Source organism: Kitasatospora sp. NPDC088351 (assembly GCF_040685575.1).
Lineage (GTDB): Bacteria > Actinomycetota > Actinomycetes > Streptomycetales > Streptomycetaceae > Kitasatospora.
Genome location: NZ_JBFBIL010000010.1, coordinates 140,941 through 157,121, shown reverse-complemented (window position 1 = coordinate 157,121; position 16,181 = coordinate 140,941). Strand labels below are relative to the sequence as shown.

At 75.3% G+C, this 16,181-nt stretch carries 13 protein-coding genes, 1 tRNA gene and 1 pseudogene; 11 read left to right on the top strand and 4 right to left on the bottom strand.

Going from position 1 to position 16,181, the window contains the following annotated elements; all coding sequences use genetic code 11:
- Window positions 1-690: 690 nt before the first annotated feature.
- The 5 genes and pseudogenes from AB0P06_RS11090 to AB0P06_RS11070 form a co-directional block, all read left to right on the top strand.
- Window positions 691-1,686, top strand: a pseudogene (locus tag AB0P06_RS11090) (helix-turn-helix domain-containing protein); the annotation flags it as partial.
- A gap of 788 nt (window positions 1,687-2,474) precedes the next feature.
- Window positions 2,475-3,077 carry an oligoribonuclease gene (gene orn, locus AB0P06_RS11085; RefSeq protein ID WP_363606776.1) on the top strand — a complete coding sequence of 201 codons (603 nt, stop codon included), beginning with the start codon at window positions 2,475-2,477 and terminating at the stop codon, window positions 3,075-3,077.
- Between the two features lie 221 nt (window positions 3,078-3,298).
- Window positions 3,299-3,374 (top strand) — tRNA-His (locus AB0P06_RS11080).
- A gap of 184 nt (window positions 3,375-3,558) precedes the next feature.
- A complete protein-coding gene (locus AB0P06_RS11075; RefSeq protein ID WP_363606775.1) occupies window positions 3,559-4,005 on the top strand; it encodes a DUF4442 domain-containing protein in 447 nt (148 codons plus the stop codon).
- A gap of 190 nt (window positions 4,006-4,195) precedes the next feature.
- Complete coding sequence (locus AB0P06_RS11070) at window positions 4,196-5,047, top strand: hypothetical protein (protein ID WP_363606774.1); 852 nt, start codon at window positions 4,196-4,198, stop codon at window positions 5,045-5,047.
- A 68-nt stretch (window positions 5,048-5,115) separates the two neighbouring features.
- Here the strand turns inward: AB0P06_RS11070 and AB0P06_RS11065 are convergent, their stop codons facing one another.
- The 3 genes from AB0P06_RS11065 to AB0P06_RS11055 form a co-directional block, all read right to left on the bottom strand.
- Window positions 5,116-5,592: a GNAT family N-acetyltransferase gene (locus AB0P06_RS11065; protein WP_363606773.1), complete on the bottom strand. Its 477-nt coding sequence runs from the start codon at window positions 5,590-5,592 to the stop codon at window positions 5,116-5,118.
- A gap of 160 nt (window positions 5,593-5,752) precedes the next feature.
- On the bottom strand, window positions 5,753-6,691 hold the full coding sequence (locus AB0P06_RS11060; RefSeq protein WP_363606772.1) for a fused MFS/spermidine synthase: 939 nt from the start codon (window positions 6,689-6,691) through the stop codon (window positions 5,753-5,755).
- A 61-nt stretch (window positions 6,692-6,752) separates the two neighbouring features.
- Window positions 6,753-7,298: a hypothetical protein gene (locus AB0P06_RS11055; RefSeq protein WP_363606771.1), complete on the bottom strand. Its 546-nt coding sequence runs from the start codon at window positions 7,296-7,298 to the stop codon at window positions 6,753-6,755.
- 470 nt (window positions 7,299-7,768) lie between these two features.
- On the opposite strand from AB0P06_RS11055, the gene AB0P06_RS11050 reads away from it, so the two are divergent.
- The gene (locus tag AB0P06_RS11050; RefSeq protein WP_363606769.1) at window positions 7,769-9,430 is read left to right on the top strand and encodes a tetratricopeptide repeat protein; all 1,662 of its coding nucleotides are present in this window, start codon (window positions 7,769-7,771) and stop codon (window positions 9,428-9,430) included.
- Window positions 9,431-9,510: 80 nt separating this feature from the next.
- Here the strand turns inward: AB0P06_RS11050 and AB0P06_RS11045 are convergent, their stop codons facing one another.
- Window positions 9,511-10,161 (bottom strand): histidine phosphatase family protein, encoded by a 651-nt coding sequence (locus AB0P06_RS11045; protein ID WP_363606768.1) that lies wholly within the window; start codon window positions 10,159-10,161, stop codon window positions 9,511-9,513.
- A gap of 225 nt (window positions 10,162-10,386) precedes the next feature.
- On the opposite strand from AB0P06_RS11045, the gene AB0P06_RS11040 reads away from it, so the two are divergent.
- The 5 genes from AB0P06_RS11040 (at window position 10,387) to AB0P06_RS11020 (ending at window position 16,105) form a co-directional block, all read left to right on the top strand.
- A complete protein-coding gene (locus AB0P06_RS11040) occupies window positions 10,387-11,679 on the top strand; it encodes a hypothetical protein (protein ID WP_363606767.1) in 1,293 nt (430 codons plus the stop codon).
- Window positions 11,676-13,331 (top strand): hypothetical protein, encoded by a 1,656-nt coding sequence (locus AB0P06_RS11035; protein ID WP_363606765.1) that lies wholly within the window; start codon window positions 11,676-11,678, stop codon window positions 13,329-13,331. Before AB0P06_RS11040 ends, AB0P06_RS11035 begins: the two co-directional genes overlap by 4 nt.
- Window positions 13,332-13,339: 8 nt before the next feature.
- Window positions 13,340-14,695: an AAA domain-containing protein gene (locus AB0P06_RS11030; RefSeq protein WP_363606764.1), complete on the top strand. Its 1,356-nt coding sequence runs from the start codon at window positions 13,340-13,342 to the stop codon at window positions 14,693-14,695.
- Between the two features lie 273 nt (window positions 14,696-14,968).
- Complete coding sequence (locus tag AB0P06_RS11025) at window positions 14,969-15,376, top strand: hypothetical protein (protein ID WP_363606763.1); 408 nt, start codon at window positions 14,969-14,971, stop codon at window positions 15,374-15,376.
- Window positions 15,377-15,547: 171 nt separating this feature from the next.
- Entirely contained in the window at window positions 15,548-16,105 is a 558-nt protein-coding gene (locus tag AB0P06_RS11020; protein ID WP_363606761.1) for a bifunctional DNA primase/polymerase, read from the top strand.
- Window positions 16,106-16,181: the final 76 nt, after the last annotated feature.

Genomic DNA, 16,181 nt, shown 5'->3' with positions numbered 1-16,181 from the left:
GCGTCGGATGGTGAACTTGTCACAACGGCAACGGTCCACCCGATAGATTCGATCTTGGCGAGCAGTGCCGCACCACCCACACCACACCACCGAGGGGGCTTGAGCGCCTTGAGCAGGGTGAGCAGGAGCGACGCGGGTCCTGACAGCGGCCAGGCCGTGGCCGGCATCGCGGGGCGTTCCGCGAGAAGCACCGGTATCCCGGCCATCGCAGCCACCCCCCGCACCTCCGGCACCTCCAGCGCCGTCCCGTACTCCTCGTACGCCTCTGCCGCCTCAGGCGCATCCTCGGTATCAGCGGCCTCTGGCGCACCTTCCTCCCCCTCTGCCCCGGAGCATGCCGGACGGCCCGTCAACCGACCGTCCGTCAGCCCGACGTCAGCTCAGAACTTCGGAGCGGGCGCCCAGGCGGGAGCGTCGGTTCCCGGCCAACCTGGTGGCCAGGGCGCTGGCCACGCTGTCGGTCAGCCGGGGCAGGGCGGGGGCTTCCCTGGTTTCCCTGGCGGCCTCACCGGTGGCGGTTTCCCGACCGCTTCGGCGGTCTCGGGCGCCGCCGCCCCGGCCGCCGGCACCGGGATGGCGACCGCCGGAATCCCGGCCGGTCCGCTCGGCACGGTCGGCCACGGACCGACGGCCCACGGTCCGAGCGGCGCGGTCGGCCTGTCCGGGGCCAACGGCTCCGCGAACCCCGTGATGGCCGCCGCCCCCCGGAAGCTCTCGGGCCGGCGCCGGCGCGAGACCGTCGCGGTGCTGATCTTCGGCGGCGCCCCGATCTTCGAGAGCTCGATCCCCCTCTCCGTCTTCGGTGTCGACCGCCAGGACGCCGGTGTGCCGCGCTACCGCCTGCTGGTCTGCGCCGGGGAGGAGGGGCCGCTCGCCACCACCGGCGGCCTCACCCTCTCCGCGCCGTACGGACTGGAGGCGTTGGCACGGGCCGGCACGATCGTCGTACCGGCCTGGCGCTCGATCTCGCAGCCGCCGCCGGTCGAGGCCATCACCGCCCTGCGCAAGGCCCACCACGAGGGCGCCCGGATCATCGGGCTCTGCACCGGCGCGTTCGTGCTCGCCGCCGCCGGTCTGCTGGACGGCCGCCCGGCCACCACGCACTGGATGTACGCGCCGACCCTGGCCAAGCGCTACCCCCGGGTGCACGTCGACCCGCGCGAGCTCTTCGTCGACGACGGCGACGTGCTGACCTCGGCGGGTACCGCCGCCGGTATCGATCTCTGCCTGCACGTGGTGCGCAGCGACCACGGCGCCGAGGCGGCCAACGCGCTGGCCCGCCGGCTGGTGGTGCCGAGCCGCCGCAGCGGGGGCGGACAGGCCCAGTACATCGATCAGTCTTTACCAGAAGAGATCGGCAACGACCCGCTTGCCGAGGTGGTCACCTGGGCGCTGGAGAACCTCAACCAGCAGTTCGACGTCGAGGTGCTGGCGGCGCGTGCCTATATGAGCCGGCGCACGTTCGACCGGCGGTTCCGCACGCTGACCGGCAGTGCCCCGCTGCAGTGGCTGATCACCCAGCGGGTGCTCCAGGCGCAGCGGCTGCTGGAGACGTCGGAACTGTCGGTGGACGATGTCGCCCGACGGTGCGGCTTCCGGTCGCCGGTGGCACTGCGCGGCCATTTCCGCCGCCAGCTCGGGGTCTCGCCGGCCGCCTACCGGACCAGCTACCGTTCCCGGCGGCCGGGACCGCAGGCTCCGGCGCCGATGGTGCCGCACTCCGGTGACCTCCGGCCGGGCGGCGCCCTGCCGCAGTCGGCCGGCTCGCCCGCGGCAGTGGCGGCCGCCGCCGCCGCGGCGGCAGGCGGGGCGCTGCTGGGACAGCACGGACAGCAGTCCGCGCACTCGTTCCCGTCCATGCCCGGCAACCCCGCACACCCGGGGCAGCACGGGCAGCAGGCGTTCCACGCGCGCGCCGGGCAGCCGTACCCGCACCAGCAGGCGACGCCTCAGTCGCACCCGGGGCAACCCGGCTCGGGGCGCGGTCCGGCCCGGTCGCCGCTGGTCCCGGCCCAGCCCGGCCCCGGAGCGGGTCGGCCACCGCGGACCGCGGAGCACGCGGCGGCGGAGGACGGCCACCCGCAGCCGGGTGCGCGCGGCCAGGGCCAGGGGCATCGCGCCGTGTCCGAACGGCCGTCGGACGAGACCGGTACCACCGGCTCGGGCACCGGCGGGCGAGGGCACGGCACGGCCGCGGGCCGGGTGCCGGTACCGTCCTCGCCGGTGACTCCGGAGGCCCGGGCCCGCCAGGTCCGACCTCCGCAGATCCGCCAGCAGGGCGGCCGCACCGGAGCCGCGGACGCCGGACGTGAGCCACGCGACACCCGTTCCGCACGGGAGGGTCACCAGGGCCGGGAGGGCCATGAGCCGGACGGTCACGGCCAGGACGGGCACGCGGCCGAGGCCTGTGCCCCGGCGCCCCGCTCGACTCCGGCGGTGCCCGTGGCGCGTGATCGCGCCGTAGGGTGAGTGGCGTGAATGACCGTTTGGTATGGATCGACTGTGAAATGACAGGCCTCGACCTCGACCGGGACGCTCTGGTCGAGGTCGCGGCACTGGTGACGGACTCCGAGCTGAACGTCCTCGGCGAGGGCGTCGACGTCATCATCCGCCCCCCCGCGGAGGCGCTGGCGAACATGCCGGAGGTGGTGCGCACCATGCACACCGCCTCTGGTCTGCTCGACGAACTGGAGCACGGCGTCACCCTCGCCGAGGCCGAGGCGCTCGTGCTCGCGTACGTCCGCGAGCACGCGCCCGAGGCGGGCCGGACGCCGCTGTGCGGGAACTCGGTGGCGACCGACCGCGGCTTCCTCGCCCGGGACATGCCGGCCCTGGAGGGCCACCTGCACTACCGGATCGTCGACGTCTCCTCGATCAAGGAGCTGGCCCGCCGCTGGTATCCGCGGGCGTACTACAACAGCCCGCAGAAGGGCGGTAGCCACCGGGCGCTCGCCGACATCCGCGAGAGCATCGACGAACTGCGGTACTACCGCGAGGCGGTGTTCGTCCCGCAGCCCGGCCCGGACACCGACACCGCGCGCGCGATCGCCGAGAAGTACCAGGCGCCGACCGACTGACCTCTCCCGCCCGGCTCCGGCGGGTCGGCGAACGACGACGAACGGCGGCAACGAACGGCGGCTGCGAACCACGTCGACGCCGGGCGGGGGTCGGCCGGAAGGGCCCGAGGGGGTGCCCACGTTCGTCCGGGCGAAACCCTGGCACGAGCACCCTCTCGGATCCTGTAGAGTTCTTCCTGTCGGAACGGGGGCGCGAAGAGCGCAAACGGTCCGGACAGATGGTGGGTGTAGCTCAGTTGGTAGAGCACCTGGTTGTGGTCCAGGTGGCCGCGGGTTCGAGTCCCGTCACTCACCCCAGAGCCTGAGGGGCCGATCTCTTCAAGAGATCGGCCCCTCAGGCGTTTTCGCGTTCCCTCACGTCCCCACGCACCGCGCATCCCTGGCGACCCCCGCGATTCCCGCCCGACCGCACAGCTCCACGGCACGGTTTCCCCGCCGACAGATCTGCCGCCAGATGCTACCGACTAGTAACATTGCCGCCATGACCACACCTTCGATCGGCCGGCTGCTCGAATCGACCGTGCCGATGGCACTCACCCTCAAGCTCGAGTACCTGGAGACCACCCCGGAGCGCGCGGTGCTCCGGCTGCCCGACCAGCCCGAGTACCACAACCACGTCGGCGGGCCGCACGCCGGCGCGATGTTCACGCTCGCCGAGTCGGCGAGCGGCTGCATCGTGCTGGGCGCCTTCGGCGACCAGCTCTCGCGTGCCGTGCCGCTCGCGGTGAGTGCCGAGATCTCCTACAAGAAGCTGGCCATGGGCGTGGTCACCGCCACCGCCGTCCTGGGCCGCCCGGCCGCCGGGATCGTCGCCGAGCTGGACGAGGGCGGTCGCCCCGAGTTCCCGGTCACCGTCGAGATCACCCGCGCCGACGGGGCCGTGACCGGCGTCATGACCGTCGTCTGGACCCTGCGCCCCAACTCCTGACCGACCGGCGCCCGGTGGTTCCGGGGTCTCATCGCGATAACTGTCCGTGACGACGGCCGTGACCTCACGCCCCGTCCGCTCGTTCTCAATTCACGTGCGAGCCAATCACGCGGTCAAGGCCCCGGAACCAGCCCGACGCGCCCTCGGCGGCACGCGGCGTACGGTCGGCCGGTGGCTGCCCCGTCCACGCGTGGTCGCGGTGGCCGGGGCGCTGCTCGCACAGATCTGGTGGCTCGGAGCACCGGGCGCGTACGCGGCGGCGCCCGAACCCCTGCCGGAACCGGTGAACCGCACGGTCGGACGGGCCCTGCACGGCGGGCAGGCCTTCGACGGAGCGTCAGCCGAACGCCCGTCCGAGACGGGGCGGAAGACCTCCGGCGCCACCGGTGCCCGTGGCACACCGCCGCAGGACGCGCCCGCCGGGCCCCCCGGTCCGGTGGAGTCCCCCGGGCTGGTCGGACGGCTCACCGGTACGGCCGCGTCCGTACCTTCCTCCGGTACGGACACCGTGACCGGGCTGGTCGGAGGTGTGCTGCAGGAGCGGATCAGGGCGGGCGGCCTGCCGCTGCCGGGCCAGCGGGCCGCCGTTCCGGACGCGTTCGCGATCGCCTCGGGGCTACTGGAACCGGCCCCCGCCGAGGCCCGTACCCCGGAGGCACGCGCCTCACGGAGCAGTGAGCCCGAGACGCCCTCGTCGCCGGACGGACGGACGGGTGCCGGTACGCCACGCCCCGCTCCGGCGGACGACGGCCGGCCCGGCCAGAATCCCCCGCCACCGGTTCGCGAGGCCGCCGACCTTCGGTCCAGCCCCGGTTCCGAACCGCCCGAGGACGGCACGGACGGCGCCGGAACCACGCGCCGGCCCGCACCGGAGGGCCGTCCGGCGGCGTACGAGGACCTGGCACTGACCGACCCGGCCACCATGGCGGCCGGTCACGGGCCCTCGGACACGGGGATCGCCGTACTCGCCCCCATCGCCGCCGGACTGCTGCTCACCGGCGCCGCGATGTGGAAGCACCGGGGCCTGCCGCGCGGGCACTGAGACGGACACCGGCGCGGGCCCGGCACCGGTCCCGACGCCGGGACCGCCACGGGACGGACCGCCCGGCGTCAGACCGCCGGACCGAGGTCCAGCGCCAGCAGCGGGAGTTCGCGCCCGGGAATCGACCCGGACGGGGTGACACCGATCCGGGTGGCACCCATCGCCAGGTAGAACGGCTCCGCGTTCGGGTCGGCATCGATGGTGAGCCGGTGGAAGCCGAGCGCCACGGCCTGCTCGCGAAGGTGCTGGAAGAGCCGGCCTCCGACGCCCCTGCCGATGGTGTCGGGCTCGACGAAGAGCATGCCCAACTCGCCCTGGGGCGGCGCCCCGACGAGGGTCGCGAAGCCCAGCACCCGGCTGTCACCGGCGGCCACCGGCTCCTCGGCCACCATCGTCCGCTGCCGCTCGATCCCGTCGGCGTCCAGGGTCAGTTCGTCCCGGCAGGCAGCCAGGAACGCCTCGTCGTAGCCCCAGTGGGCCTTGGAGCGGAGGGCGAGGGCGCTGAGCAGCTCCGCCTCCTCCGGCCGAGCCGGTCTGATCCGCATGGCGTGCCCTCCTGTTCGGCGGCGCCGTCCGGATTCCGGACAGCAGCGGCCATTCTCCGCAACGGGCGGCACGACCGCCAAGCGGTTTACCGGAGTTCGGGCCACGCCCCGCTCCCCGCCACCGAACAACACGGCAGCGGCAACGGCAACGGCAACGTGGCTAACGGAACGTCCCCGGCGGCGGGACCGGGGAGGGAGCGGCGGTCGCGTCGGTGGCCGGGGCCGCGCCGGCGGCGAAGTCGGCCAGGGCGCGGCCGTGTTCGACCCGGCCGAGGGCGGCGTCGGTGGCGACCTTGCGGCCCAGTTCGGCGACCGGGAGCGGAGCGTGGGCGGCGGCCAGGACGAGGTTGCCGAAGCGCTTTCCGCGCAGCACGGCCGGGTCCGCGACCAGGCACAGCTCGGGGAAGACCGCGCCGAGCGTGGCGATCTGCGAACGGGCGAACGGAAGCGCCGCACCGTCGGCGATGTTCACCGCGTACCAGCCGCCGGGGGCCAGCGCCCGGGCGGCGAGCACGGTGAACTCGACGGTCGTGCAGTGGGCGGGCACCCGGGCGCCGGAGAAGACATCGGCGATGACAAGGTCGACGCTGCCCTCCGGGGTCCGCTCCAGCACGCTGCGGGCGTCCGAACCGCGGACCTTGATCTGCCAGCCCCGTTCCAGCGGGAGTTCGGCGCGGACGAGGTCGGTGAGCGCGGTGTCGATCTCGGCGACCTGCTGGCGGGAGCGGGGGCGGGTGGCCGCGACATAGCGGGCCAGGGTGAGGGCACCGCCGCCGAGATGCAGAACGGTCAGGGGCCGACCGGGCGGGGCGACCAGGTCGATCAGGTGGCCGAGGCGACGCTGGTACTCGAAGCCCAGGTGGGTCGGGTCGGCGAGGTCGACCATGGACTGCGGGGCGCCGTCGATGAGGAGCGACCAGGCGCCGGGGCGGTCGCGGTCGGGGCGGAGCTCCGCCAGCCCGGAATCGACGGGACGGGTGAGCGGGCCCTGGGTGTGCGTTCGGCCGCCGGGGCCGGTGGTCGCCGGCTGCGGCTCCGCCGTCGTACGCCCCTTGTCCGCGCTGCGGCCGGCTCTGCTGCTTCGTCCCATACCGGCCATTATCGCCGCCGGGCCGGAGGCCTCCGCGGCCCAGCGGGGGTGCCGGGCGGACGGGCGACGGTCAGAACGGGCCGAGGCCGCCGGCCGTCAGGGTGCAGGCCGCCTCGCAGAGGGCCGAACGCAGCACCCAGGCGTCGGTGGGGCGGGCCGCGCACCCGGCACCGGTCGGGGGCATCACCCACCGCGGGTCGGTGGCGGGCAGAAGCAGGCCGCCCGCGGTACAGGAGCTTCCTGGGAGGTGCCACGTCTCCGAGGTGCCGGCCGGGACGAAGAAGGAGACGGTGCTGCCGTTGCGGCTCTGCAGCACGACCCCGCAGGCCCGGCGCAGCCGCAGGATGTCGACCGCCTCCAGTCCGTGCCGCAGCGCGACCGTGACCATGTCGTAGCCGGCGACGACCACGCCGTCGTCGCCGGCCGCCGGGGGGCGCCCGGTCTCGCCGAGGCGACGGGCCCGTCCGTTGCCGCCGCCGCACGGGGCGTGGCCGCCCTCGGCGGGCCCCCGCCCGGGGCCGCGGTCGTCGGCGGGCTCGGGCAACAGGGCGGGGACGGCGGCGGCGAGCACTCCTCTGGCGGCCAGGCGGTGGTACTGCGGTACTCCGGTGGCCATCACGGGCTCTCCTGTCACCTCGGCGGTTTCGGAAGCCGCGCCGCCCGGGCGGTGGCGGCCGCCGCGGCGGGCGGCGGGCCCGGGACGGCGGCCGGAGGCTTCCGCGTATCAGGACAACGCGAAGGACGCTTCCCAGGCCACGGGGCGCCTTACAGCAAGGCATGGCATTTCATGGCAGATCCCGGCAACAGGGTCCGGTTTGACCAGGATTGACCACCTATCATCCGCAAACTCGCTGTGGCCGCCTGGTGACTCCGGGTACTGTCGGTTGCGAGCCAGGCGGCCCATCCGGCCGCACCGGGCCCACCGGCAGCCGGGAGCAGCACCCCGGCACCACGGCCACCGCAGTCCCCTCAGTCCCCGCAGTCCCGGCAACCACGAGAGCCCAGCCCGGTCCGTCGCACACCGGACCTCACCCCACGGAACCGCCCCGCCTCGCACCACCACCCCGCACGACCACGGAGCGCACCATGGCAGCCACCCCACCGGCCGAGCCGAACCGCCCGTCCCCCAATACCGTGATGCGCGCCCTGCGCGGCGACCGGTCACCGGGCGAGTTCGCCATGGCCGTACGCCGGGCCGCCCGGGAGATCGGCGAGCACGTGTCCTGCGACGCGCGCTACGTCGGGCGGGTCGAGGCCGGCGAGATCCGCTGCCCCAACTACGCCTACGAGCGGGTCTTCCGGCACATGTGGCCGGGCCGCTCGCTGACCGATCTCGGCTTCTCCCCCCGTACCGCCGTCCGCCGCCGCCGGGCGGACGGCCGCAGGGGCGCCGGGCCATCCCCGCTCCACCCGCAGTTCCCGTTCCCGCCCACCCCACGCCCACCACTCTCCACACAACTCCCGTACGCTGCCTCGCCGTACGCGGAACCGCCCCCACTGGACGGACCCATGCCGCCGAGGCCCGTGGCGGTGCCCCGGGGGCCCGACGGATCGCACCATTTCGACGAGGAGAACGACGACGTGCGTCGCCGTACGTTCCTGGCCGGCGGATCCGCCGCACTGGCCACCGTGATCGGCATCGACCGGCCGGCCGGGGCCGGCCCCCGCACCGCCCCGGGCGGCCCCGGCACCGGAGCGGCCACCCCCTGCGGGCTCGTCCCACCCCAGCCGGGTCCCGGCACAAGCAGGTTCGACGCCGCCCCCGGCCTGTTCGATCCCGGATCCGCCTCCGACCCCGGCTCCGCCTTCGTACCCGGCCGGCCCGGGCCGGTGCCACCGCCCCGCAAGGTCGGCGCCGCCGAGGTGCTCGGCGTCGAACAGGCCGTACGGGACATCCGGCTGGCCGACGACGTCTACGGGGCCGACGCCCTGTTCGAGCTGGCCGGGCAGTCGCTGCGCACCGCGTACCTGCTGCTCAACGAGGGCGAGTACAGCGCCGAGACCGAACGAAGACTCCAGGCCGGTGCAGGCGAACTGGCCATCTCGGTCGGCTGGTTGGCGCACGATTCGAACCGGCTGGCGGACGCCCGGTCGCTCTACGCCGAGGCGCTCGCCACCGCCCGGATGGCGGGCGACTCCGCGCTGGAGGCGCATGTCTTCTGCAACAGCGCCTTCCTCGCCAGGGACGCCGGCCGCCCCCGTGAGGCGCTGCGCGCCGCCCAGGCCGGCCAGGCCGCCGCCCGTTACCTGGACTCCGACCGGCTGCTCGCGCTGCTCGCCATGCGCGAGGCCGGCGGCTGGGCACTGCTGCACGACCGCGCCGCCTGCGAACGGGCGCTCTCCCGGGCGTACACGCTCTTCGACCGCGGCCCCTCCGAGGCCGATCCCGAATGGATGTCCTTCTTCGGCGAGGCGGAGATCGCCGGGCTGGAGTCGCAGTGCTGGTCCGCCCTCGGGGACTGGGACCGGGCCAGCGAGCAGGCCGGGCGGGCGATAGAGCTGCAGAAGCCGCGCTTCGTCCGCAACCGGGTGCTGTACACCGCCGAGCTGGCCCACGACCGGCTCGGCCGGGGGGACTTGGCCGGCGCGGCGAACCACGGCACGGCCGCCGTCGCACTGTTCGGCGAGGTCCGCTCGGCCCGGATCCGCAGCATGCTGGCGGACACCGCCGAACGGCTGCGCGCGCACCGGGGCGTGCCGGAGGTCGGCCGCTTCCTGGCGGAGTACGACGTGGCCGCGGCCGCCTGACCGGTCGGCCGGGACTGCGGCCAGAACCGGGACCGGGGCCAGGGACCCCGCCCCGGCCCAGGGCCCGTACGGCCCACCGGTCAGTGCTCCAGGCCCTCCAGGTGGGCGAGGTCGTTCCAGACCTCGACCGCCGGGGCGCCGTACTCCCAGGAGAGGACGCAGAGCGCGGCCGTGCCGAGCTTGAACCGCTGGGCGTACTCGGGCGGCAGCCCCAGCCAGCGGGCGGTGAGGATGCGCAGCAGGTGGCCGTGGGCGAAGAGCACCACATCGCGGTCGGCGCAGTGCATGACGGTGGTGTCCGGATCGGGCACGCCGTGCTCGTCGTTGAGGTCGGCGAGGAAGGCGTCCACCCGGGCTGCCACATCGCTGAGCTTCTCACCGCCGGGCACGCCGTCGCGCCAGATCAGCCAGCCGGGCTGGTCGGTCGCCCGGATGTCGGGCCCGGTCCGGCCCTCGTACTGGCCGTAGTCCCACTCCAGCAGCTCGGGGCGCTCCACCGCGCGGTCGCCGAAGCCGGCCAGCGCGCAGGTCTCCTTGGCCCGGTCGAGCGGGCTGGTGTAGACGAGCGCGTCCGGCAGTCCGTTCCAGGGGGCCTTGGCGAGGCGGGCGCCGAGCGCCCGGGCCATCGCGCGCCCCTCCTCGGTCAGCGGGATGTCGGTGCGTCCGGTGTGGCGTCCGGTCTTCGACCATTCGGTCTCGCCGTGGCGGACCAGCACGATTCGGGCGGGCATGGAAAGGCTCCTCGCAGCGGGGCGGTGGCAACGGTCGGTCTCACCCTTGAGCACCGGGGCTCCATGATCCCTCACCTCGGAGCCACTCACGATCGCGGACCTGGCCGGACGGCACCGCACGGCCGCCGCCGGGGATGGCCCGATACCTCCCGGCATGCCCGTGTGAGGCCCGAACCGCCGGGCCGGACCGGATTGTCGGACCCGGATGCGAGACTGGGCCGCACCATGAACGTCTCGACGAACGTCCCGTCCAGCGGGCACCTTGAGCCGCTCTCCCAGCGGCTCGCCGAGCTGCGCGGTCCGGCGCCGCAGCGCAGCCTGAACGCCCGTGCCCTCGCCGCGCTCGCCGCCAATCCGGGCTGTCACCGCCGCGCCGTACTCGATGCCGCCGGGGTCGACAAGTCGGCGCTGGCCGCCCGGCTCGGCCGCCCCGCTCCGTTCGGGCAGTCGCCGTTCGCCATCGCGCGCGGTGTGATCTTCGAGTCCCGGCTGAAGGCCGACGGCTACGCGGCGCTGCTGGAGCCGCTCCGCCGCCATCTCGGCCTGCCGACGGACGGCGGCGCCCCGCTCACCGTGCCCGATCTGCTGCGCCGCTCGGGCCCGGCGGTCCGGGCCGAGCGCACGGCGGCCGCCCTGGCCGAGGCCGCCGCCGAGCCGGACGCCTGGACGCTGCTCGACCACCCGCTGCTGCGGCTCACGGTGGCCGGCAGCACCGCCTATCTGGAGCCGGACGCCGTCGTGGTGCACGGCGGGCGGTGCACCGTGGTCGAGATCAAGTCCTTTCCGGTGCTGGACGGCAGCGCCGACCCGGCCAAGGTCGGCGCCGCCGCCCGCCAGGCCGCCGTGTACGTGCTGGCGCTCCAGGAGACGGCCGCCGCGCTGGCGGGCCGGGAGGCGGACCAGGGCCCGTACGTGGAGCAGCGCCTGCCCGGCAGCCCCCGGCTGAGCGTGCTGCTGGTCTGCCCGAAGGACTTCGGCAACCGGCCCACCGCGGTCGCCGTGGACGTCCGCCGCGAGCTGGCCACCACCCGCCGCCAGCTGAGCCGGATGACCGGTATCGGCGGGCTGCTGGAGGCGCTGCCGCCGGGCGTCGACTTCGACCTCGCGCCCGACCGGGACGGCGTCCCCGTCCGCTCCGCCGAGGAGCTGGCCGGGTCGGTCGAGGCGGTGCCCGCCGCGTACAGCCCGGACTGCCTCTCCACCTGCGAGCTGGGCTTCCACTGCCGCGCCCTGGCCCGCTGCGACGACCGGGTCGAACAGCTGGGCCGAGGCGTCCGCGGCGAGCTGGGCAGCATCCGTACGGTGAGCGAGGCGCTGGCCGCCACCACCGGGGGCAGCGCCGACGAGGCGGCCGCCCGGCTGGCGTACGCGGCCGCGCTGCGGGCCGAGGCACTGGGGGCGGCACCCCCTGCGGCCGTCCCCCCGAACGCCGCCCCCCCGAACGCCGCCCCCCCGAACGCCGCCACCCCGGCCGTCACCTCGGCCCCCGCCCCGGCCTGTGCCGGAGGCCCCCGATGAGCCTGCTCGGCACCCTCGCCCGGCTGGAGGCCGTCCGCAGCGGCCGGGCCGAACCGCTGGCCACCGTCCGGCACCGGCACCTCTCCGACCGCCCGATGGTGGTCGTCCCGCTGACGGCGGCCGGTGAGGCGGGCGCACCGCTGGCCGTGATGCTCGGCACCGAGCGGTCCGCACCGCGGCTGCACCTGGTGCCGCAGCCGCTCAACCGCACGCTGCGCTTCGACTTCCTGGCCGAGCTGGCCGCCGATCTGCTGCCCTACCTGGAGTCCTTCGGCACCGAGGTGGAGCAGATCGAGGGCTCCGAGAAGGACGTGGAGACGGGCGAGAAGACGCAGGTCTTCCGCGAGCTGTGCGCCGACGCGCCGCAGCTGATCGTGCCGAACAGCGCGGGGGTGCACCATCTCGCCCTGCTCGGGCGCTCCACCCGTTTCCGCCGCACCATCGAGGACGACGAGCCGGGCCCGTACCCGGCGCCGGTCCGGGTGCCGCTGCTCGGCCGCTGGCTGACCCACCTCACCGACCGGGCCCAGGTGCCCGGATCCAGCCTGCTGCTGCCGATGACCGGCCTGCTCGCCCGGCACTGGGCGACCGGCCAGAGCCACCTGGAGGACCAGCATCTGGCCGCCCGGCTCGCCTGGCACGCACCGCCGGCCGGGCTGACCGGCGCCGAGGCCGCCGAGCTGGCCGAGTCCGCCCGCGACGCGCACGGGCAGCTGCTGCACCCGCCGGCCGGCCCGGCCACCGACCCGCGCTTCGACGAGCTGGTGCTCGGCCCGGCGATCGCCCGCTACGACGCCGCGGCGTCCGCCCTGCTGCACCGGGCCTCGGCCGGCCCGGGCGCGGAGCACGCACCCCACGATCACGCCCACGACGGCGGCAGCGACGACGCGGGGGCCGACCGGGCGCGGGCCGCCCTCAGGGCCGCCGTGGCACAGCTGCGCGCGGCGCTGGAGCGGGTGCTGCTGCCCACCTGGCACAACGTCTGGCACGGCCTGGACCTCCTGCGCTCCCTGCCGCCCGGCGGGCACCTGGCGGAGCGCTGGACGGGCGACCGCTGGTCCTACACCGGCCACCGGGACCGTCTGGCGGCCGGCGAACCTCCGCAGCCCCGGCAGGACGACGCCGTCACGGCCGCCCGGAAGCTGGCGCAGCGCGAGCGCGAGCAGGCCCGGCTGGACGTCCAGGAGGCGCTGGACGACCCGCTGGCGATGGCCGAGCACCGGCTGGCCGGCGAGGCGTTCTCCGGCGAGGTGACCGAGGTGGTGCCGGACTACGACACCACCGGCCGGTCCCCCAAGCCGCGCCCGCTGGTGACGGTCCGCACCGCCGACCGCCCGCACGCCGACCTCGGCCGGGAGGCGCACCGGGCGCACGGCCCGACGCCGCAGAAGGCCGAGATCGTGGCGGTCGATCCGGCGGAGGGCACGATCACCCTGCGGGTGCTGTCCGGCATGGGCCGGAAGAAGGAGCCCGAGCCGGGGAGCCTGCCCGAGCCGGGCGAGCGGATCACCTTCACGCTGTTCGAGTTGACGGTCCGCCAGTCCGCGCCGCTGCCCGAGCCGGACGACACACCGTGGACGCACGGCGGCCCGCCCGGTACGGCGTCCGGCGCGGCGTCCGTACCGTCCGCAGCCTCCGAGGAGTGGGAGTGATCCGGCAGATGAGCAGCGAGCAGGCCCCCGGCGCGGCCGCCGACGCCGCGGTGGCCCGCATTCTGGCGGCCACCGTCCACCCCGCCGTCGGCGCCCCGCGCGGGGTGGTGGTGGACTCACCGCCCGGCGCCGGCAAGTCGACCCTGGTGGTCCGGGCCGCCCGGGAGCTGGTCGAGTCCGGCGAGCGGCTGATGATCGTCGCCCAGACCAACGGCCAGGTGGACGACCTGGTCGACCGGCTGGCCGAGAAGGCGCCCGAGTTGACGATCGGCCGGCTGCACGCGGCGGACTCCCGCCCGGGCCCCGAGGTGCTGCGGCACGCCAACGTCACGCCCTCCGCCAAGGTGGCGGACCTCGCCGAACTCGACGTGGTGATCTCGACCTCCGCCAAGTGGCAGTGGGTGCGGACCGAGGCGCCCTGGCGGCACGCGATCGTCGACGAGGCGTACCAGATGCGCTCGGACGCGCTGCTCGCGGTGGCGCGGCTGTTCGAGCGGGCGCTGTTCGTCGGCGACCCGGGCCAGCTGGACCCGTTCACCGTGGTCGGCACCGAGCAGTGGGCGGGCCTGTCGTACGACCCTTCGAGCAGCGCCGTGGTCACCCTGCTCGCGCACAACCCGCAGATCGAGCCGCACCGGCTGCCGGTCTCCTGGCGGCTGCCGGCCAGCGCGGCGCCGCTGATCTCGGACGCGTTCTACCCGTACACACCGTTCCGCTCCGGTACCGGCCCGGACGAGCGCCGGCTCACCGCCGCCGTGCGCCCGGACGGCTCCGCCCTGGACGCGGCGATCGACCGGGCGGCCGAGCACGGCTGGGCGCTGCTGGAACTGCCCGCCCGGCACACCGTACGGACCGATCCGCAGGCCGTGGCCGCCGTCGCGGCCACCGTCCGCCGGCTGCTTGAGCGGGGGCTGACGGCCCACTCCGAGCAGGGCTCCACCCCGCTCGCCCCCGGCCGGATCGCGGTCGGCACCGCCCATCGGGACCAGGCGGCGGCCGTCCGGGCGGCGCTGGTCAAGGCCGGTGTCCCGGTGGATCCGACGGCCGGACCGGCCGTGACCGTCGACACCGCGAACCGGCTGCAGGGGCGCGAGTACGACGTCACCGTCGTCCTGCACCCGCTCTCCGGGCGGCCGGACGCCACCGCCTTCCACCTGGAGACCGGCCGGCTCTGTGTCCTCGTCTCCCGCCACCGGCATGCCTGCATCGTGGTGGCCCGGGCGGGTATCGCCGAGCTGCTGGACGAGCATCCGTCCACCGAGCCGGTGCAGTTGGGCGTCTCGGTCAAGTTCCCCGACGGCTGGGAGGCCAACCACCAGGTGCTGCACCACCTCGCCGGGCACCGCGTCCGGCTCTCCCGCTGACCGTCCGGGGCCGGCCGCTCCCCGGCCGTCCCGCGCACCGCCCGGAGGGCCGCAGGCCTTCCCCCGCAAGCCTCGCGAGCCGCCCGTACCCCGCCGGGCGGCCGCGTCGGCCGAAGGGTGCACGCCCCCGGCGCTCCGGGCGGGAATAGCGCCCGAACTCGCACCGTTCCGTTACCGGCCACCGCCGCGCGACAATGGACGGCGGCCACGACCGGGCGGCGCGGTCCCGAGCAGCCGTCGCCCGCCCCCATCGAGCACCGGAGGTGTCCGTCCATGCCCGACTCCCACGCGAAGGCGTCCGACCCGAGCGGTTCGACCGCCCCGGGCGGCCTGGGCCGGGATGCCGGTGAAGCGCCCGTCCGGCGCCTGCGCCCGGCGCAGCTGCTGTTCGAGCCGCAGGCCGCCGAGCCGGAGACGGAACGCTTCTTCGACCTGGAGTCGATCGAGGACCCGGCCGAGCTGCTGCGCCGTTCCACCGAGCTGGCGCTGGCCTTCCGCGCGGCCGCCGAGCGGGCCACCGACTTCCAGGCGGTCGCCGCTGCGCAGCTGGCGGACACCCGCCGGTTCGACGCGCTCTCGGACGCCGAGATCGCGGACCGGGCCGACTGGACCCCGGACTACGCCGCCAAGATGATCGAGTACGGGCGCGGCCTGCTCCAGCCCCGTCGCCACGACGGCTGACACCCCGCAGCTGGCACCCTGCGGCGGACACCCCGCGCCGTCGGACGGCCGACCGGTCGGCTCTCGCCTCTGGCATATGCGCCGGGGAAGGGTACGCCGTTCCCCCGCGCCCTGTCCGGCAAACCACGCTTTCCCTCCCGGCCACCCCCCGGACGCCTCACCCTGCTGGGTGTGGACATCTGGACGCACCAATCAGTGGAGTACGTCACCGTGGCCGGGGAAGCGTGGCTCGCCTCCGCGAGCGAGTACCCGCGCAGCATGCGCGCCCTCTGGGAGTCACGCCCGTGGGCGCCCTCCGTGCTGCCCTGCGGGCGCGCCTTCGACGTGATCAGCCTGCCGTCGCTGTTCGGCCGCCGGGTACTGGACGAACTCTGGGCCTCCGGTCCGGGCTGCGGACCGGTCGCCGTGTACCGGGGGCGCACGCTGCTGTTCGTCCGGCCCGGTGCGGCGGCCCGGCTGCGCCGTCTGCTGGCCTGGGAGGAGTGGGCCAGGAACGTGCCGCCGCTGCTCTGCCACGGCGGCGGCGACGCGGTCACCGTTCCGCCGGTGCAGCGGATGGTGAACAGCCCGGACTCCCCCGGGCTGGGCGCCGGGCGGTGGATCGTCGCCCCGGACAGCCGGGAGCCGTGGCTGCCGGGCGCCTCGGTGGTGCTCTGGGCCTGCGTCCGGGCCGCTCGCGAGCTCGTTCCGGCGGGGCGGGCCGAGCCCGTCGGCCTGACCACCGGATGAACGGCGGGCGACGGAATTCGATTTTGGCCCGACGGCGCGCCGCTGCTAAAGTCTTCCCTGTCAGCAGGCGCCGCTA